Annotated in this window: 12 protein-coding genes and 1 pseudogene; 1 reads left to right on the top strand and 12 read right to left on the bottom strand. The window is 37.5% G+C overall.

Annotation, left to right across the window (positions count from 1 at the left end):
* Positions 1 to 117: 117 nt before the first annotated feature.
* Genes PR833_RS15915 through dptF form a run of 4 tightly spaced genes read right to left on the bottom strand, consistent with a single transcriptional unit; the run spans position 118 to position 9,888 of the window.
* Positions 118 to 1,821: an AIPR family protein gene (locus tag PR833_RS15915; protein WP_163767677.1), complete on the bottom strand. Its 1,704-nt coding sequence runs from the start codon at positions 1,819 to 1,821 to the stop codon at positions 118 to 120.
* A gap of 1 nt (position 1,822) precedes the next feature.
* A complete protein-coding gene (gene dptH, locus PR833_RS15910) occupies positions 1,823 to 6,931 on the bottom strand; it encodes a DNA phosphorothioation-dependent restriction protein DptH (RefSeq protein ID WP_154625849.1) in 5,109 nt (1,702 codons plus the stop codon).
* A complete protein-coding gene (dptG, locus tag PR833_RS15905; protein WP_163767675.1) occupies positions 6,912 to 8,234 on the bottom strand; it encodes a DNA phosphorothioation-dependent restriction protein DptG in 1,323 nt (440 codons plus the stop codon). Before dptG ends, dptH begins: the two co-directional genes overlap by 20 nt.
* 4 nt (positions 8,235 to 8,238) lie before the next feature.
* Positions 8,239 to 9,888: a DNA phosphorothioation-dependent restriction protein DptF gene (dptF, locus tag PR833_RS15900; protein ID WP_163767672.1), complete on the bottom strand. Its 1,650-nt coding sequence runs from the start codon at positions 9,886 to 9,888 to the stop codon at positions 8,239 to 8,241.
* Positions 9,889 to 10,114: 226 nt separating this feature from the next.
* On the opposite strand from dptF, the pseudogene PR833_RS15895 reads away from it, so the two are divergent.
* Positions 10,115 to 11,246: pseudogene (locus PR833_RS15895) on the top strand (integrase core domain-containing protein).
* A gap of 125 nt (positions 11,247 to 11,371) precedes the next feature.
* Here the strand turns inward: PR833_RS15895 and PR833_RS15890 are convergent.
* From PR833_RS15890 to PR833_RS15855, 8 genes are all read right to left on the bottom strand, one after another.
* Complete coding sequence (locus tag PR833_RS15890) at positions 11,372 to 12,310, bottom strand: fimbrial protein (RefSeq protein WP_040132504.1); 939 nt, start codon at positions 12,308 to 12,310, stop codon at positions 11,372 to 11,374.
* Positions 12,311 to 12,318: 8 nt separating this feature from the next.
* On the bottom strand, positions 12,319 to 12,831 hold the full coding sequence (locus tag PR833_RS15885; protein WP_004917439.1) for a fimbrial protein: 513 nt from the start codon (positions 12,829 to 12,831) through the stop codon (positions 12,319 to 12,321).
* Between the two features lie 12 nt (positions 12,832 to 12,843).
* Positions 12,844 to 13,332, bottom strand: coding sequence for a fimbrial protein (locus PR833_RS15880; protein ID WP_004917440.1), 489 nt, complete (start codon positions 13,330 to 13,332; stop codon positions 12,844 to 12,846).
* Between the two features lie 58 nt (positions 13,333 to 13,390).
* Complete coding sequence (locus PR833_RS15875; RefSeq protein ID WP_272526338.1) at positions 13,391 to 16,027, bottom strand: fimbrial biogenesis usher protein; 2,637 nt, start codon at positions 16,025 to 16,027, stop codon at positions 13,391 to 13,393.
* Positions 16,028 to 16,117: 90 nt separating this feature from the next.
* Complete coding sequence (locus PR833_RS15870; RefSeq protein ID WP_163767669.1) at positions 16,118 to 16,816, bottom strand: fimbria/pilus periplasmic chaperone; 699 nt, start codon at positions 16,814 to 16,816, stop codon at positions 16,118 to 16,120.
* A gap of 68 nt (positions 16,817 to 16,884) precedes the next feature.
* Positions 16,885 to 17,421: a fimbrial protein gene (locus PR833_RS15865; RefSeq protein WP_004917443.1), complete on the bottom strand. Its 537-nt coding sequence runs from the start codon at positions 17,419 to 17,421 to the stop codon at positions 16,885 to 16,887.
* 82 nt (positions 17,422 to 17,503) lie between these two features.
* A complete protein-coding gene (fimA, locus tag PR833_RS15860; RefSeq protein ID WP_040132505.1) occupies positions 17,504 to 18,052 on the bottom strand; it encodes a type 1 fimbrial major subunit FimA in 549 nt (182 codons plus the stop codon).
* Positions 18,053 to 18,198: 146 nt separating this feature from the next.
* Positions 18,199 to 18,480, bottom strand: a complete 282-nt coding sequence (locus tag PR833_RS15855; protein ID WP_272526337.1) for a helix-turn-helix domain-containing protein — start codon at positions 18,478 to 18,480, stop codon at positions 18,199 to 18,201.
* Between the last annotated feature and the right edge of the window lie 1,215 nt (positions 18,481 to 19,695).

The raw sequence follows: 19,695 nt of genomic DNA, 5'->3' as shown, positions 1-19,695 counted from the left end.
TAAGCCGCCTGAAATATGACGGCTTTCACTACTAATTTAAAATTATTTGATATTCATCTGATATAAAAATAGAGCAACTACGTATCTTTATAACTGGTGAAATTTAATTATCAAATCTTAAATACCAAACTGTTTATTTACATACTCCTTAAATCCCGAAAGCCCCATTTTTCTTACTACTGACATATCATCAACTTTATACTCGCTAATACATTTCTCTAATTTATCTATTATAAATGTATTATCTAAAGTAATTCCACGTTCTTTAAGATAAAGAACATAGAAATATTTTATTTGATTTCCTCTATAAGAGGATTCTCTATAAGATTTAATTACCTCATAATAATTAGAGATAATCTCTGGTGATCTTTCAATTTTAAAGTTATTAATGAAAAGTGTGTCATAATCTTTCTCAAAAATATCCTTCATACTGTTAGTTGATTTATCAGGATAACCACTAATAGCTTTTAATATTTGTCCAAAAGTTTCCATTTTGATGATATATTTGTATTGTTTGCTATCATCAGACCCCGTATCACCAGATTTTCTTATATATTCTATATCATGCTCATCGAGAAATCTCTCTATATCTATTTGTTCCGTAGATAGTGATTTAAGATCAGATGATTTTATTGAATTTTGGCTATTCGTATATTCAGCAATTTTATGTATATCATTTGATTCGCTATCGGGCATAAATATCCTTAGGAGTACCTCAGCATGACATAAATAGTTATCAATATTATCTTTATTAGCTTTGTTGAATTGATGAATGGCCCTTAAAGTTTGTCCTCCATTAACAACTTGTAAACCATTTATATCTAATCTCATTGAATGATTACCAGCTAAATTCTTTGCAACAATCGAATTAGCAACAATAGTTATACCATTATTATACATAAAAAATTTAGTTGGATTATTCTTTATAGTTATACTAATATTCGGATTATATTTAGAGTTTTTAACAAATCCTCTAACATTATCAAATAATACACCATATTCAATATTCGCATTAGATAAAATAGAAATATCTTCTATATTTTTTTCTAGTCTTAATTCTTCATCATTAGAAGTTATACGTATAATCTCATCGCATCTAGCTCGTACAATGTAAGATTTAGCTGTTGCCTTACTATCTTCGCTATAACACATTAATGCATCTTTATTTACAATCATACTAGCATTAATGTCTTTAGGGCGTATAGACATAAATTGTGATATTTTTGGTAGTGCTATCGACTCTATTTTTATTTCATATAGAGAGGATAAATTCTCTAACTCAGAATTAATTTCACGAACTTCTTGGGCTTCATTACTTACTTGGTATAATGTTACATCCCATACGTCTTTAGGTCTTAAAAAAACATTATTTAATTTATTTAATTTACCTCTAAGCTTATCAGGATAACTTAATAACTCTGTATCGTTTATAGACAGACATAAGTTCAAGAATTTTGTAGAGATAAAATTGTCATTTAAAGACTGCGTTTTATCTCTATTAAAGCTCTCTCTATACTTAAAATTAAATAATTTAACACACTTTTTTTCTTCATCAATAAAAACAGCATCCATACCATAATCATTAATATCTTCATCAAGAAGACGTTTATTGAATTCAGTGTCAATAATAGAATCAATTATTTCATCATTATTACCATCAACATCACACATATTCTCTAGTATATAAAAATAGAAACCAAATCTTTTTTTACATACATCTGATAATGAATCTGACTGGTTATAACCAATAATATCACAAAGCAATTTAAAGGATTTTTCTAATTTTTTATTTAAAATAGTAAAATCATTGACTGTAGCCATTTTAATTCCTATTTAAAGATGTATTTTTCAATTCCCAAAATGCCTTATCGCGCATTTTCATGGCCTGTTTATCCCCATTTACATACAGGCTAACGTGTTTATCAAGCTGCCGAATCTGCCCCATCAATGACTCCTGCTCTCCTCTATCATCGACATTAAACACAGCCTTGATATCCGCATTTTTAATCTCCGAAACACGATGGACAACCCAAGTCAAAATGTAAGAAGCGTAGTTATTTTCCCCTGTCTTAAAATGCGTGATCTCTTGTGTCGAAAGGATTGCTCCAACACCGTATTCTCTACCTTCTTTAAGGATTTTACGTAAACTATCAAAATCTTGGCGCATGAAATTATCAGCCTCATCCACCAAAATCATTTTTGTTAATTGTCGATAATCACCCCGTACCGTTGGTTTTCCTCTTTTTTGCATCTGGGCGTAAAACAAATCTAGCGTCAACGCAACAACCAAGTTTTGAATTTCTGGTGGGTACCCTGCCAATTCAATAACCGTAACACCATCAATCAATTCGTATAAACTTGTCATTTTTTCAGGAACAGTTTCAAATATCTTGTAACGCGCCAGCTTAGAAAGTGCCGCGTAAAGAGAATCTTCTTCAACTTTTTTTTGGCCGCAGAATCTTTTCCACACGTCTTCAATTGTTGGGGCTGTTTTTGACCATGTAGAAGGGTCTTCTGGCAAAATACCCGCATCTTTATAGCATTCCAGAATCAAATTTTCTAATTTAAGCTGTTGCTTATGGCCCAAGCCATAGGCCTTCGCCATTGTTTCTGATAACCCACCTGCAGTATGAATTGGTAACATTGGTATATCACCAAACAAAGATAATGGATTATAAGGAAGATTAAACAGTTTGTATTTTTTAGCATTGGTCGCTTTCTGAAACGCATCATCCACATAGTCAGATTTATAATCAAAAATCAGCAAACCGATCGGTTTACTATCAACATTGCAGGATTGATTGTGTATCAACTGTGTGACTAATGACTTAGTAAACTGGGTTTTTCCTGTACCCATTGTGCCAATAATGCCAGTATTGGTATTCATAAACTTCGCAGTATTCGTAGGTTCCCAATACAAAGGATTCTGCAGAATAACATCATGACCAAACAAAACCTGTAATGGAGTATTATCGTTAACACTAGCATCAGAGGTTACTAGTGGCTCTACAGGCTGTAGCAACTCCGAATTTAACGTCGATAAAGCAGCGATTGGTGCTTTATCGGCGCTTATCGAACTCAAATTGTGTAATGTTGTATCACACATCGGTTTAAGCAAATATTTTTCTGGCACTCGATACCGTTCAGCTAGTGGTAGTTCATCCCCCTGCGATGAGATTAGTGATGGCAACAATGAATAAGGAATTTCAATTTGTAAGATATTATCATCTGTTTCTTTATAAGAAAGATCAAAACAAGTCCCACTGTCAACGTGCGCAACAACAAAACCATCTACATAGTTGTTCAACTCTCCCAACTGATAATCACCTGTTAACCACCATTCGCGTCGTTCAAGTAAAGGTGAGAGTTTGTCGTTATCCAATACTTCATACAAACGCAATTTTTCAACTTGCATCAAAACCTGACGAATAAAAAGTGCTCGGTATAATTGAGAGGCTAACGTTTGTGGTTCTAGAATATCCTGTTGCAAATAGCGTTTCAGTTCACGAGCTTGCTGGCCTGCATAGCTGTAATCAGGCCTTGTGCCAGTTTTAACCTCCAGCGGCAATAAATAGAGACGATTTTCTTTAAAACCAACAAAAAGAACATCATCTGAAATAGCTCCTTTGCGATAACCTTGCAGATTTCGGGATAAATCACTCTCCTTCATTTTCAGTCCAACGTTACCCGAAACGCGAATCATTTCAGCTACTGATAGCGGAATCCAGCAAATATCAGATTCATTCAACATAGATTGCACAAACTTATATGCGCCAATAATACCATGTTTCTCCTTACGTTCCTTTTCGCTGGAGCGTAACATTTTCAGCAGCCATTCCCCATTAAAGGCATTAAACTCCGCAAGAAGATGTTGGCTATCTACCGCGCATTGCTCTGGCTGGTTTCCTGTTTTAAGTAGGCGCAAAAATAGATCTACTTGTTTCGTGACCGTTACAGCATCATAACCCGCACAACTGGTATACTGATCAGAATAGTGAATGAGTACCACATCTTTCTGACTAGTAAAAAAATCAAGTGTGACTTTAGGGTCGATAATAGTTGTCCAAAGGGCGCTGTTATAGGAGTAATTGAGTAATTTTTTGAAACTGGCGCTTACAGCTAATCCGATACCATACCCATGATATTGGCTATTACTCTGACGGGCAGGTTGCCATAGGCAACCAATTAAATGGGCTAGGCGTAAAGCACAATAAGATTCAATATCAACACCACGCAAGCCAAAGGCTGTGAAGTATGCATCTCCCTGAATTTCAGCCCCCTCACCAGCTATCAAGCCATGACATAAAACCCCACTAGATGCATTTTTAATATTAATTTGACGACAATCTACTGGTGCAGTATTAGTGAAAAAAGCCAGATGTGCATAAGCTAATTTATCGCTTTCAGAGGGAAGAACAAATTTACTGAATGTTAGACGACTACGTAACAAATCAATCAACATATCAGCTTCGGCTCGCCATGATCCACTGTTTAAACCTAAATCGTTTTTAAGTTCTTCATAACTACCACTCTCGGCAAAACGATCAAACATGTTAGGTAGAAGACGTTCATCATAGCAATTTACATGCACCGAAATAGCATTTTCTTTTTCCTGCTTAAAATATTCTACTACTCCCAAAAATAGCTCTTTAGCATTTTTCTGATTAATAGCATTGATAATTAACGAATTGTGTTCCGTACTCTGGAAAAGTCGCGAATAGGCGTCTGTAAACTCATTGAGCTTATCTTTCACCAAACGTTTCACATATTCATGACTTACCTGACGCTGAGGAACAACATCAATCCAGAAACGATTTTCTTCCACTGCCTGTAATTGTGCATATTCATGTTCGCTGTGATAAACAAATGGCATTAAGCCAGAAACCGTTAAACGATCAAGAGTAATCGGTGGTAGTGCAGCAAATGAATTCGAGCCGTGCTGTTCCAATTCTGCAACAATAGTTTCTGCCAACTGTAAATGATAAGCTAATACTAAAGGATGTAGTGGCGAAAGGCGTTCATGGGTATCAACCTGACAAATTCCCAGATACAAAAGGCGCTTTTCCTGTGCTGTAAGCGCTCTGCTCATACTAATTTTTTGCAGAGCATGCTCAAACATAGTAACAACTTGGTCTACCAACGTACGATATTCACCTGACCAGGATACTAGACTCGGTAAAGTGCCATGGTGCTGATAATAATCGAATAATTGACTGTAAGCTCTATGGAGTTCAGGGTAACTAATAAGAAGCTCATCCAACTCAAATACACTATCATTACTTCCCATACCAAGAAGATGTTGATCAATTAATACAGCTTCCAACATCAACAATTGTTGGCGTACACCGACGACTTTATGCTCAGTATTTTCAAGAATAATGCGCCCCTTCAATCGGTTATATATAGCATTTCCTTCTTCTTTGAATAATTTATTAAAACGGCTTTGATCAAAAAGTAGTGGTAGCGTTAAACCTTCTTCAGCACCGGGGCCCTCTATGTTAAACAATAAACGAGAATTACCAGAAATGAGAGTAAACTGAACTAAATCACTTTGATTCGCCAATGTCTCAAAATTCACTAAAGAATATTGACGACTGTCAATATCTTCACTGTCATCATCCAGTATGTAAGCCAAATTTCCCGACTCAGCAATACGCAGTTCATTATCTTCTAGTTGTAGCGTTATTTGTCCTTTGCCGGGTTCAATACGGTAGATGTGTTGAATATCATTAAGCCAGAATTGCCCCTGTTCAACCAACAATAAGCGGAACTTATACTCTTCGGCTGGGTTATTTCGATTGGTCAACTCAAGGCTAAAAAAACAGGGATGCCCATCAAAAGGAACGGATGCAGTAACACGGGAACTCTTACCTCCGGCTCGGCTAGTACGCCAAAATTGTTCTTTTTTCAGCTGGCGATGGTGAGCAATCTTTATCTGATTATCCTGAAGGTCGTTACCTTGAAAGATGAGTTCCAGCTTAACCTCTGTAGCTCTTGGCTGTACCTGAATTAATACACTGATATCCCGTTTACCAGCCTGACTGTTACTTTTAGCTCGTTGCCAAACTACCCCATTTTCGACGATGATGTTATCCAGCACAAGTTTCTGTTCACTGTTCTGTTCTTTCTCTTTTCTATAATCAGAAAAATCGAGTTCACGCCAGTCTTCTTTATCAACGAAGTGTTCTTGAATGAATTTTGAACTAAATTCAGTAAGTACATTTTCTAGTTGTCCACTGTAACGTTCAACACAGTCTTCTATCTGACGATATAATTTTCTATTTTCATTCAACCTTGTACGTAACTGTTTATGGCTATAGTTTAATAGCTCATCGTCTTTAAATAGATGAAGTTCGGAAAAATCCAAATTGCCATCATCTAATAAACGGTACAATGAAGCAAAACCAAATACAGTTGCGCCTTCATCCAGCACTATTGCTAGTTGATCATCCAACAAACACTTGGATAGTTCCGAATTCTTACTATCGCTACGAATGAGCTTTTCTAACTGATGGCTAAAGGTTTTCGGATACCAAATCGAATCAGGAGCAGCGACATCTTTCGTACTATTAATCAAGGTATCGAGCATACTGTTATGAATAATCAGTAGAGCTGTTTTAGTAAAAACTCCGCTACGCCCTGCCACCTTATCGCGCAAATGAGAAATATAATTTTCAGTAAATGCTGGTGCTGCAGAACCATGTAAAACAGGAATAAGCTGAACATTATTGCACGAGAGATAGGGCAGGTATTGTCCTGGTCCAATTTCCAATTGATTTTCACCCGCAAGATCAATGAAAGCTTGCCAGAGTTTTATAGCATTATCAGGATCAGGAGACTTAAACTGATAACGTTCTCCAGCCTGAATAATATCACTAACCCACTCAATAAAGGTTTCCGCCAAATAGGTTTCATACTGTTTTACGGACATACACGGCGTCTCCACTATCACTCATTCGTTCCACATTTCCCATTCGTTCATAAAAAGCCACCAAAGCCTGCTCTGACTGGTTATCCAAATAGAATCCCCGCTGTTCAAAACCACGCAACAATTCATGTAACCGAAGTTTGTCATTTTTACCGATAGTAAGGTTGGTCAGTAACAGTAAGCGGTCCTGATTGAGCACCAATACTTTCCCTGCCCGGCCACGCACCTGAATAAAATCAGCACAAATTTGGTTTTCCAATTCGTTAACATATTTACGATTCACCGTTGCTCGATCAGATTTCTTACCTTGAAATTGTTCAAGAGCAACAGAAAGTAACTGTTTGAAAGCACATTCCAAATTTGTCGCTTGTTCACGGGGCTCAAGACCTCGTTCTTTAATAAATTCTTGTAGATAGACGTTAAGATTATTTAAAACCTGAGAAGATGACTCTGAATAATTCAAGGATTCCTGATAAATCTGCCATAGAGGACGTTTTTTCTTTCCCTTTTCCCATTGCAAAACCTCTAGAGCAGAAAGTATAGGGAAAAGTTTTTCGCTTTGACTAGCAAACAATTTATATCCATACCGCTTCACTTTTTCTCGTTCAGAGCTAGCTTTTTCGCTATCAAGAATGAAAAACAATGACTTACTTTTCGGTTCTCCATTTTGCCAATTATCCAGATTTAGCGCTAACTGAGCACACCAACTAAATGCATACAAACGTAAGGTATTGGTTAACTCCTGCAAAAGATACTGAGGATGCTCTGCCAAAAACGCTAGATCATCCTGAAAACACATTACCATGTAAGGTAGATAAGGCTGCTCTTCAGCAAATGGACTTTTTTCTAGTGGCTCTACTTTTTCATCGAGTTTATTCAATATTTGTTGTTCAATGAAGTTAAGTTTGTCCTGTATTGGATAACTAAGACTAAAGTCGCCCATCAGATTAGCAAACAGAGTTCCAAGACGCTGATCCGTCTTTGAACATGTACTTATCTTTTCCCCTATAAACTGGGCGTGAAATAGTAAAAAAAGAGGAGAAACACGAAAGATACCCTTGCTAGAAAAGTACATTCTCTCGAGCACCGACCAAAAGTTAGGTTCGTCAAGTAGCCCCTGCAAATGTGTTTTACAATCATCACGAAATTGTTCTGGGGCGTAAGCTTCGATTTTACGTTTCAAGGCATAACTAAGAACCAGACCAGTGACTATTTGCCAATTAATATCATTATTTTTATTACGTATTGGTAAATAACTATCTAATTGATTATTCCCTACTTTTAGTGTTGTTGCGATAGGATACATTCTGTTAACCCTCCATACCGCTAATAGCGATCATATCGTCATCTGCCTTGGCTCGATAAACCCGTAGCCCACCATCATAAAAATTAATTTCACGACTGGATTTAGCTTGCCCTGTAATTAACTCAACAAGTTCATCCAGCAATACGATGGAATTTTTATCATACTTATTCGGGCGATAACCATTGTTTAACTTGTACAATAGTTCAAATAGATTAAGCCCAATATGAACAGGAGGTAGTGAATTTTGTCCCACTTTTAAATGGACATCAAAGCCAGTTGGATGAGCAGTATGTTTATTACAGATAGCTTCCCAATTAGGTTTAATCTCTACTGGGGCCGTTATTTTAACGCCACCGAATTCACCTAAAAAAAACTCTTCTTTTTGCATACTTAATTCTGGTGCTTTGCGGTTAGCATAGCGCTGTATGCCTGCAATAAGTTCAAAAATATAGAAGCGATTTAATAATTTTTTCTGTTCTGCATTTGCAGTATAATTTTTATGCAAATGCCAAATTTCTGAGTAACGCTCAAATAATGTTTCATTAAAGAAAGATGAAAATTTTTGGTGGTAATCATTTCCCAATGACTCATATTGTAGTAACCAAAAAAGCCGAATTAATGAGGATGCATCGCCAGACTTAATACACTGACGATCAAATTTAATGTGTAACGACTCAAGTGCAGTTAAAAACTCATCCAACTCAGGGTCAATCAACCCAAGCTCATAACGCAAAACAAATTGGTCAAGCTCATATGTGTGTAATCTAGCAGGATCAAAATCAGAAATTTTTTTAATTAGCTCATTTTCTGCAACAGTAAAAAGATTATCAAATAAATAGCCAGGCCCCATGAGTAGATAATGCAAAAAATCCAGCAATGTTCTGGTTGTCACAAACTGGTCTTTTATTAATCGTGCTTTAAAAAGTTGTGTGATTAACACATCTTGTACACCTGGCATACAAAGTAATTTAAAGTTTGCGACTTCTGTCAGGTGTGGATTTATTTGCTCCTCTTTCCTGAAAATCACTTGGAATAAATTATCATCTTCATTTTGAGTTAAATTTTTTAATAGTGATTTAATAAATGGTGAGTACTGCTTATTTTCATTAAATAGGAATTTAGGGTAATCCTCGAAGTCAAAAAAAGAGTAATTATTCACCTGATAAGGACGATTACCTTCCTGCTTTACGGATAAAAATTTATCAATTATCGACCTTAGCTCTTTATGACATTCACTGCCTTCCCTAGCAAAATTAGCTAACATACCAGTATTAATGCCTATAAGGAGTGGCCGTGACTGTTGATTATGGTTATCAAATAAATCATTTAGTGCATCGATAGCTGACTGTCGAGGACCAAAACTATGCGTAGCATCAAGATGAAAATTGAATTTATTCTGATAACGTAGATCTGACTTACAACGGGTTAGAATTTCAGATTTCCCATCACCACTACTACCACACAAAAAAATAATTTCTCCTGGCTTCACCACATCTAAGTACTTTTGCAAATCTCTTTCTATTTCTTGTTCAACAAAGAGCTGTTTTTTTAACTCATCAAAAACATCCTTTTCTCGATCAATCTCTGTTGTTACAGAAAGTGAAGATGATTTTGCAAGAACCCTCAGCGCTTTACGTAATGTGATTGTACTCATAACTTCATAGTCTCTGATGAAAAATACTAACGATTTTATATAGCAATGCTCATTACCTCTACCTATATTTATGTTATTTAAATATATAATGAGTGAATTTGCATCATTTATCAGTTTTTGATCACAAAAAAGTTAGAATTACTTATCAAGTATTATAAATAATTAGCTGTTCGCCCAGTCCACTCCCCTTAAAATAAGATGGCGATACTTAGATTTTCTGCTCTAAATTTGCAGAGGTCATGATAAAAAAGTCCATTTTACTAAAACTCAAATCGTGAATATCTTAAAGCTCACCAATTTGGGATGAAAGTGGAAGACATTTGTCGTTAAAATGAGATCAGCAACGCCACCTACTACAATTGGAAATCAAAGTGCTTAATCTCGTAATACATTAGTATTAAAAAATTAAAAGAATTCAAATAAGAAAATACAACACTCAAAAAATGTTTGCAGAAACCAATTTTGAAAACCATGCTATGAAGGTGCGTTTCGCAAAAAAAGTTAATAGTGACCGAAAAGAAATCATGCACACAATCGCTTATTCAAACGGATTTATCGTTCATAAAAGCGTGCAAATTAATCTCGTTATCTTGAGCCACTTTTTATCGGAAGACACAAAATTGGCGTAAGAATAAGAAGGATAAAATCGTGATTGATGCTATACAAACTGGCTAACCAAAACGCCTTAATCTGGCTTCTGGAAATGCTATTTTCGACTGCAATCTCAAGGTTACCTCTTTCATCATAAACGAGTTTATCGCGTTTATTGTCGCTTAGAATTAAACCTAAAACATCGAGTTAAAAAGAGTTTCCAACGCGTGAAAAAAGACCGTTATAGGTTGAAAAAACAGCAAACATTCAATGGGCATTGTATTTTATACATGGCAATCTATATTATGGTAAGTAATTCAGAACACTCAACATTATTGATGAAAAAACCTGCGAATGCTTGGCAGTTGAGGTGGATACTTTATTACCCGCATAACGAGTTATCAACGTACTAAGGCGCTTAAAAACCAAAAAGGGATTACCAAAACAAATTCGCGCAGATGCAGATAATGAGTCTGAGCTAATTTTAGTTAATTTATTAAGCTATTGTGAATATAACCCAATCTCATTGTGTCATATTCAACTTGAAAAACCGCAACAAAACGGTTTTATCGAACAATTTAATGGCTCCTTCCCCCCATGAGTTTTTAAATGCCGATTTATTTGAGTCATTAAACCAAGTACGAGAAATGGTGTGGTTTTGGCAACAAGATTACAATTTGAACCGCAGACATGAAAATTTAAATCACCTCCCACCGAAGGCCTATCGTAAACAGTTAGAACACTCTAATTTGGTGTGTCTCAATTAAGAGGGAGTGGACGGAAGCTTATTAAAAGATACGTTGCAGCCTGTACGCGTTGTCTCACATAAATCACATAACAGGCTGAATTCGTCAAATGCAGCGATTGAATTTAGCAACATTTGACTCTCTCTTTAATCATAGATAAAAGTAACACCAATCACTGATTGTACTTTCCCTGCCGTCACCTGCCCTGTAGTACGTGCATATCGTGCACTCAAACCTAAACTCACCGCAGATGTTCCCACAGCCCCCAACTGCACGTTTTGGTTAGTTGGGATGGCGTTTCCATTACGCACTAATTGGATCCCGACGCCTTTTGCCGCATTAGTTCCCGAAAAAGTGTTCGCAAATATGGAAGAGCTGGTATCCGTTGAACCTGTCAGGTAATAAGAAATATTTTGATTTCGTGCACAATAAATAGAAAGTGGTACTGGTGCAGTTGCAGGATATTCAGGCAGATTAACGATCACATTACGCGAAGAAACATCACAACCACCAATAGGTACTACTACATTATTGTTGGCATATAAATTCCACGTAAAGGTCGCCGTCTCCACATTACCGCCACCAACAAGAGCAGAGCCAACTTGGTACATCACCAATGTCGCAAAACGAGTGCCTTTATTGATAACCACTCCCCCCGCCGCTGAAATAGGGGTCAAATATAGCTGAGTGTTCCAAGGTGTATAATTCCCTGAAGGGAAATTCTGTTGATGAGTCGGTGACACCAACGGAAACGGATAGCTTGACGTATAATAGCGTAATGAACCATTAAAGTTCGACAATACCCCACCATAGGCGGAGCCTCGTCTCATACTCACCAAGTCCCTACGAGTTAAAGGACTATCGTTGCGACAAAAAATAGATCGTGACAAATCCACCACTAAGTTTTGTCCTGCTTGCACACTCGGTTGAAGGTTAACATAAACGTTCGCAGTCGCTGTCCCCGAAAGACTATCCAATACATTCCCCGTTGAGTCATAACAAGTAAATGCATACACAGAAGAGATACTGGCTAAATAAATAATCAGATTAGCGAAAAGTAATTTAATCATTTTTTTTACATTCATGGTTTAACTCACTGATAAGTGTAAGTGACATCAATCACTGCCTGAATAGTTCCCTGTGTCGCACCACCTTTGACTGTTAATGCTCTGACTCTTAATGGAAAACTCGTCGACATGGTAGAATCATTGACCTGTAATTTTTGCTGCGCACCGTTATTCAAATTTGTTCCTGCACTATTTTGCAATTGCAACTGAATGTTGCCTGCCGTACCTTGGTTTTTATAATAGCCGGTGGTATCGGCGATCCCTTGAAAGGTTGCCGTCACTGCTGATGTACCAACCGGGCAATTCTCTAAATTCAATGAAATTGAATGCCATTCAGAGGCTGAGCCAGCAGAAATTAAATTGAGGGTATATAGATCACCCAATTCAACATTGGCGGTAGTGGTTGCTACAGTACAAGGCTTTGCCACCACACTACCATTCACGGTGACTGTGGCATCCGCCGCATAGCTTGAGGTTATCTGGCTTGATAACACCCCCAATAGTAGTGCAGTGATCCTCTTCCAATAATTATCAATCATGGCATCCCCTGTTTACTGAAATTCAAGCGTGAAAGTTGCTGTCGCTCGTACATGACCTGCAACAATAGGTAAATTAGAAGCCATCAATCGCGCATAAAATTGCAAGGTATTACTTCGCCCAGCAACCAATGGTGTCCATGCAATTTGATTACTATTGGCATTGAGTACCAATGGCGTTCTACTGCCATCTAAAATTTGTATCCCTGCTCCTGAAGCATTAGAAGTTCCTGGTTCTAACGCCAATAACGACGTATTGTTTGCATCTGCGATGCCCACAAATCCTACCTTGACGGCTAATACTGACGCCCCACAAGGGGTAAGCTCAATTTGGAATGGCACAAGTGGTGTCACTTCACCGATGGCATATAGTTGTCTAACGGCATTATTTAGCAGATCAACGACTTGATTCTGAGAACCCGGTGCGACTGCACAAGTGTTGTCTTTGACATTGCCTTTAATAGTGATCGTGCTATCCGCTGCATAAGCACTTGCAGAAAACATGATCGACGACAGCAAGGTTGCAGAAAAAATCTTCAATTTATCAAACACTTTTTGCTCCTTAGAGGCACTCTACACGATGCTTACTGAGTATTTCCTGCCGGCTTTGCTCAGGCAGTGTGTAGTTGACTTGGCATTGTGCATCTGGGCTATCTCCCCAGCGAGCAACCAATTGCCCTGCCAGTGGCAACCCTGTTAGATAAACCAGCCCATCATCGGCAACAATACTGCCACCATTACTGCCTTTTGAGGTTACCACTGCACCAAATGGCACAGGTTTGCCCTGTCTCATGAGTGTCATTAGTACTTTCACACCTACTTTAGGATGGAAATCCGCACGCACTACTGCACCTCGAGTCGGTACAACACTCACGACGGGATCTTCAAGATCAACATTATTAGCTAATGTATTGGTATTAAGAGCGACTCGGTTTTCACGGTAATCAGAGGCATAGGGCAAAACGGCATAACCACGCCAATCCGTTGTAACACCGGTTTGGTTTTCAACTTTGACATTCCCAGCACCCGGCGCTTTAATTAAAACCACCGTATCATTCATTGGTTGGCTTAACGTGACCCCATTAGCATGCGCTAAAATCCCTCCACTTAAACCGTAATACATCTGGCTTAAGTCATTGGTATAGCTATAGCCCACGTTGGCATTACCATAAGTACCGCGATAGTTGAGTGAGGTATAGCCTGTTGCAGAAGAGTTTTCTTCCCCACCGCCGGCATAACCTGTTTGCACGCTATAACTTAAATTATTGTCATCCAATAATGTTCCATAGATACCAGCCGTATTGGTGACTCGGCCTTTCAGATCATGTGAAGCGTTATAGCTGGCACTTGCATTACGCCAGATAGATTGGCTATCCGAACGCAGCCAATGACTGAATGGAATATTTACATTCAAGGCCAACATTTGGTCGTTGGCATCCTGCCACGAGTTTTTCGATAGGCTGTAACTTAAGCCCCAATTGATCCCTTCGATTAACGTATTGATACCAACCTGTAATTGCTTATCTGATTTATTAGTATTCCAATATGTTTCGTGACTACCCGTCACATATAACGTCGATTGTTCACCCAATTGTTGAGTCAAACTTAATTGGATTTTTTCGCGTTTGTTATAGGCTAAGTTGTAGTAGTCGGTGAATTTCGGCGTAACCTGTATAACACCATCTTGTGTTGCAAGGTTATAGCCATCCATTCGTTTATAGGTGGTATCCGCGAATGAGTAATAACCCTTAGTTGAATAACGATAACCAGCTAACTGAATAATTGTTCCCGTTTCATTCAGTGACTTGTTATATAAGAAGCGAATAGATTGTCCTTGATGATTACTATCATCAGGTAGCTTGGCATTAGCTTGTGTAATATCGACGGATAATGCCCCAAACACACCAATATTTTTACCAATACCAGCGTTGAAAGATTGGTAGCGATTTGCAAGTTGCGTTCCACCATATAGCGTCCAACCATATGACAAACCACGCATTATGGTACCTTGTACAAAGGTCGGCTTTTCTTGTTGCCCATTTCCTGAACGGTAGTCACCTACTGTAACCGCATATTTAGTATGCCCTTCACGCTGTAGCAAAGGCACCGAAGAATAAGGCACCGTGAAGCTTTGTATTGAACCATCCGCCTCTGTAATGGTAACTTGGAGATCACCACTGTTCCCTGCCGCATATAAATCATTAATAACAAAAGGCCCTGGCGGAAAAGTATTCCGGTAAATTTCATAGCCATTTTGTTTAATTGAAACGTCAGCAGTGCCTCGTGCAATACCACGGATCACAGGCGCAAAACCCTTTTCGCTTTCCGGTAGCATATTATCGTCGGAAGCTAATTGAATACCACGGAAGTTAAAACTGTCGAAAATATCACCAAGTGTGTAACTATCACCTACCGTTAAGCGTGAGCGGAATTCATTGATACCGCGCTCTAAATAAGTATTGATATGCTCCCAACGCGTTTCACTGTTAGTCTTACCGCTACTGTGACTCCATGTGGAGTTATCGCGCAAGCGCCATGGCCCAAGGTTTAATCCACTCTGTAAATTCAGGTAGGTATAGCTGCTATGAGTACCATTTTGGTTACGTGCGCGACTTCCCGTGAGGCTATAATTTAAAAGACCTGCAGTAATACCAGAGTCCCAATACTCAGTAGGAATAAAGTCTCGCGCTCTATCCCTCATATACACTTGAGGCACAGTGATATATAAACGTTGTAAGCCAACATCAAATTTTGATGTTGAATCAGCAATCAATGTATTTAAAGGCTGACAAGTGTCCTTAGAGATTGTCTCGACATTTGGAATGGCCAATGTCTTCACACCCATTTTAGCTAACTCACCAAGCGTTAAACATGGCGACAATTCTTTGCTACTCTTATCGATAGTAAAATGAACATCTCGAATCGATAAATATCCATCATTGAGATACACATCAACACGATAAGTGCCTTCAGGTACTTCTTGACCTTGTTCAAAAGCAGACAGGTCAGCAACAGCAGAAGGATCATCAGACAAAAAGCGTGGGTTAAAGTATAATTCTGCCTCAGCCCAAGTAGGGTATAGGCAGACACCAATAAAGAGTGCCAATGGAATTAAGGGAAAATGGCGCTCGGGTAGATTGCCAAAAAACGTTTTCTTCTCCAAAATTAATGGCTCTTTTCCAGATGCCAGATATGACATGTTCCCTCCGACCCGATCTGCTAAATCGCTCAGTAAGTTATTTAATTCAAAGTGATAGTTAGCTATTTTTTATAAGTAAGAAACCCGCTTTTACAGAGTACGCCCCGTCATTTTGGGGGTTAATGCGCCGTAATCATTGATGGTTTGGAAGGAAATCTCACCATTTGCATTAGCCGGTACGGCTACTGACGCGTCACCGAAAGGCGGTACTAGCACATTATCTAGCTTCACCGAGCCGATTTTTAGTTCAGCTACCGTGGCAAAATATGGTGTTGGATTAGTGACAAACAGTGTTCCGGCTTGCCGCTTAAAACGTAATTCTTCAGCCACTTTATCTGGCGCAATCGCCAAATCAGTAGGACGATAATAAAGTTTGATACGGCTGATAATCGCTAATTGCAGGGTATTTTCATTTTGCTTTGACTTATCCATAGCAGGTATCGCTTTGACATTTAACCAAAACAAGCTTTCTCTATCATTAGGCAATTGATTATTGGTTGCATCAATAATTCGTAAGGTATTTTCTTTTTTACCTTGCATAGAAAACAGCGGAGGTGTGATAGCAAATTGGTTATCTTTTTGACCGTTAGCATTTTCTACCCATGATTGGATAAGAAAAACGCCCTTTTCATCATTATTGGTGACAGCAAGTTGAACCTGTTTTTGCCCTGCAGGGTAAATAACCCGCGTAGCGCCCAAAGCAACTCCTGCGTATACCTGAGTTGATATACTTGAGCAGAGTAATATAAATAACGCAGTAATTAGTTTACGAGTTGTTCCTGTTCTCATGGTTACATCTGTCCTTCTTTTACTAAAAACATTAAAAATACGCGCAGACATTTTTTTGATCTTTTTATTCATTCATATGTGAGCGAAAACAGTGCTTGAGCATCCGCTTTTCCGCCTGTAATTTGGTCGCTAGTCGCACGATACTTCGCGACAAAATGTAAAGTCATATCACCGTTACTGACTCGCTCTATTTTTCGTGGTGAACTATTTATTGGGATCAACGTATCTTTTGAGTCAAAAATAGCCAGTCCCACACCTGTTGCCGTATTAGGTCCATTATCAATAGCAAAGATCGCTGGGTTTTTATCGTTAGCAATACCCGCAAAAGTGATTGAGACGTATTCACTAGCAACAGCACTACATTCTCGGAGATGAATATCAAAGATCACGGGGTCTGTATCTTGGCCTGATGCATTGAGCATATTGGTGCGCAACTGCCCCATATTCACGATCAAACTTCTATCTGAAGTTTCAACACTACAAGCTTCAGCAATCAGTTCCCCTTGAAAGCGCATTCCTCCGCCTGGAAGTTGGACTTGCCACTTATTTCCAGCTTCCATAAGCGGAGAAACCAAAAGTAGTAGAACAAGTATCAGCCCTCTCATGAGCTTTCACCTTTTTAGTTTTGTTTATAAAAAGCCGTCCATGGCCTATTGGGTTTTTCACCCTTCATCCATTGCGCAATAATTACTCGTACTGAACCGCAAATGTTGCGTCAGCATTCGCAATACCTGCTGTTGTTGCACCAAGTGCATAGTAACGTGCTTGGAATGGCAGAACGTTATTACCATCATTCAAAGTGATAGCACTACTAAATGTTGCACCATCAAGATCTAGAGGTACGCTTTTGGAGTCTAAAATTTGAATGCCAACGTTAGTCGCAGAACCTGCTGCTGAACCCGCAACAGCTAGAACCGTTGGGTTAGCGGCATTTGCGGCTACGCCTCTAAACGCGACTTTTGCAGACGTTGCAACAGTGGTATCACAATCATTCAATTGAATGTTGAAACCAACTGGAGAGCTGGTGTCACCTGCTTGTGCTAACTTAGCAGTACGGAATTGGCCAAGACGTACAGTTTGTTCTACAGAGTTAGCATCAACAGCACATGCTGCGTTCACCAACTCACCTTTAAAGTGCACAGTACCGCCATTAACTGTTGTCGTTTCTGCAACAGCAGCAACTGAACTTAAAGATAGAGCCGAAACAATAACAAGTGCTAGTGATTTAACTTTCATAAAATTTCCTTATGTTTATTTATTGCAAAAACTTTGACAATAGAGGAGGGTTAATACCATTTAAATAAAGACACAGTTAAAATGTTCGAATTTAATTAAATTACAAAACTGTAATTCAATTAAATTTAAATATCTGTTATGCCTTATTACTCTCTGCGTGTGTTTTTGTATTTATCAGAATCAAAAAAACGCTTTATTTTTTCGAAAAACATTTCAACATCTGCCCCATCCATTTCAAGCGCATTAAAAAGTATAATTAATTTGTCGAATGTTATATTATTAACCCCATTTTCATAACGGGATATTTGTTGCTGACTTACATTAATTTTTTTGGCTAATTCGCTGCCTGTTAATCCGGTTCTTCTACGATAAGACTTCAGCATTCTGCCAATATTATTAGATAACAAATCATATTTTTGCTCTCGCATTCTAAACCTCTCTAACTATTATTAGCGGATTTATTCTATGTATTGTTTATAAGAGAAACATTCGTCAACTCATATTAGGATATAGAATCATTTTTCGAGTTAAAAATTGTTTTTTTCGATCGAATTGTCTAATTTTGATAGTCGAAATCTATTGTATTTTTGTTTTCGATCGGTTTTTTCGATTAAAATAAGAGGGGATCAAAAGAAAAACCCCTTATTAATTAACAATATAAATAAAGTTAGATTTTAATTTAAAATAAAAAGAAATATTTAGGTGAATAATGCGATAAATAAATTACATGTAATACATGTAATTTAGAAACAATAACTTACAATAAATAGCTAAAGTAGGCATATATTAAAAAAACAAAAAAATTGCTGAAGTAAAACTAAAAAACACGATCAACAAACAAAATAAAGAAAACAAGAATTTTATTTCAATAAGAATATCAAAAAACGTGACCAAAACATTATCCACTAAGAAAATTTAAAATACTAACCAATACAGAAATTCTATAAATCTAATAACTTTTTTCACGTTATTGAAAATAAAAATAGTTAAACACCCACCGTTAAGATAATTAGCCAAAAATTATTTACCCAACAGAATAGTGATTATTTACTCCTGTAATTTCAAACTCAATCTCAAAGCACAAAAAACAATCAAACACATAAGAAATACAAATGAATGGTTGAAAACTCAGTATTATTTACACATTATAATAGAATTTACTCGTATTAATTCACCTTCTCCCTCTTCCGCAATAAAAATAAAAAACCAATATTAATCAAAAAAAGATTGATTATAATTGATAATAAACTTTAAAAATAAAATAGAAAACAAATTACTCTAAAAATGATAATGATTAATGTCAACTGAAGTATTATGGTAAGTTTTAGAAAGGATAATGTAGAGAGTTACTATAAACGCCAGAAATCCTCTATTTGACAACTTATTTATAATTGGATCTTTTGCTACTTTCTCAGCGATTTCAACAGATAAGTCAATGTAAGCCCAAGGGGCCTAGGCCCCTTTGATTTCATCGCTGCTAAATGTCGCTGAGATAACCTCATTCTAAACTAGGTAGTATAAAAACCTTCACCGTCAACAGCGGTTTGGTAATCCCCCGAAAAATCGGTGTATTAATAAGTAGAAAGTAGAATTTTCTCGTAATCTGAACTGAGGAGATCTCTATGAAAAAAGCACGTTTTACC

The organism is Providencia sp. PROV189, assembly GCF_028480065.1.
Taxonomy (GTDB): domain Bacteria; phylum Pseudomonadota; class Gammaproteobacteria; order Enterobacterales; family Enterobacteriaceae; genus Providencia; species Providencia stuartii.
The sequence above is the reverse complement of the archived record's forward strand: the minus strand, read 5'-3'. Positions and strand labels throughout refer to the sequence as shown.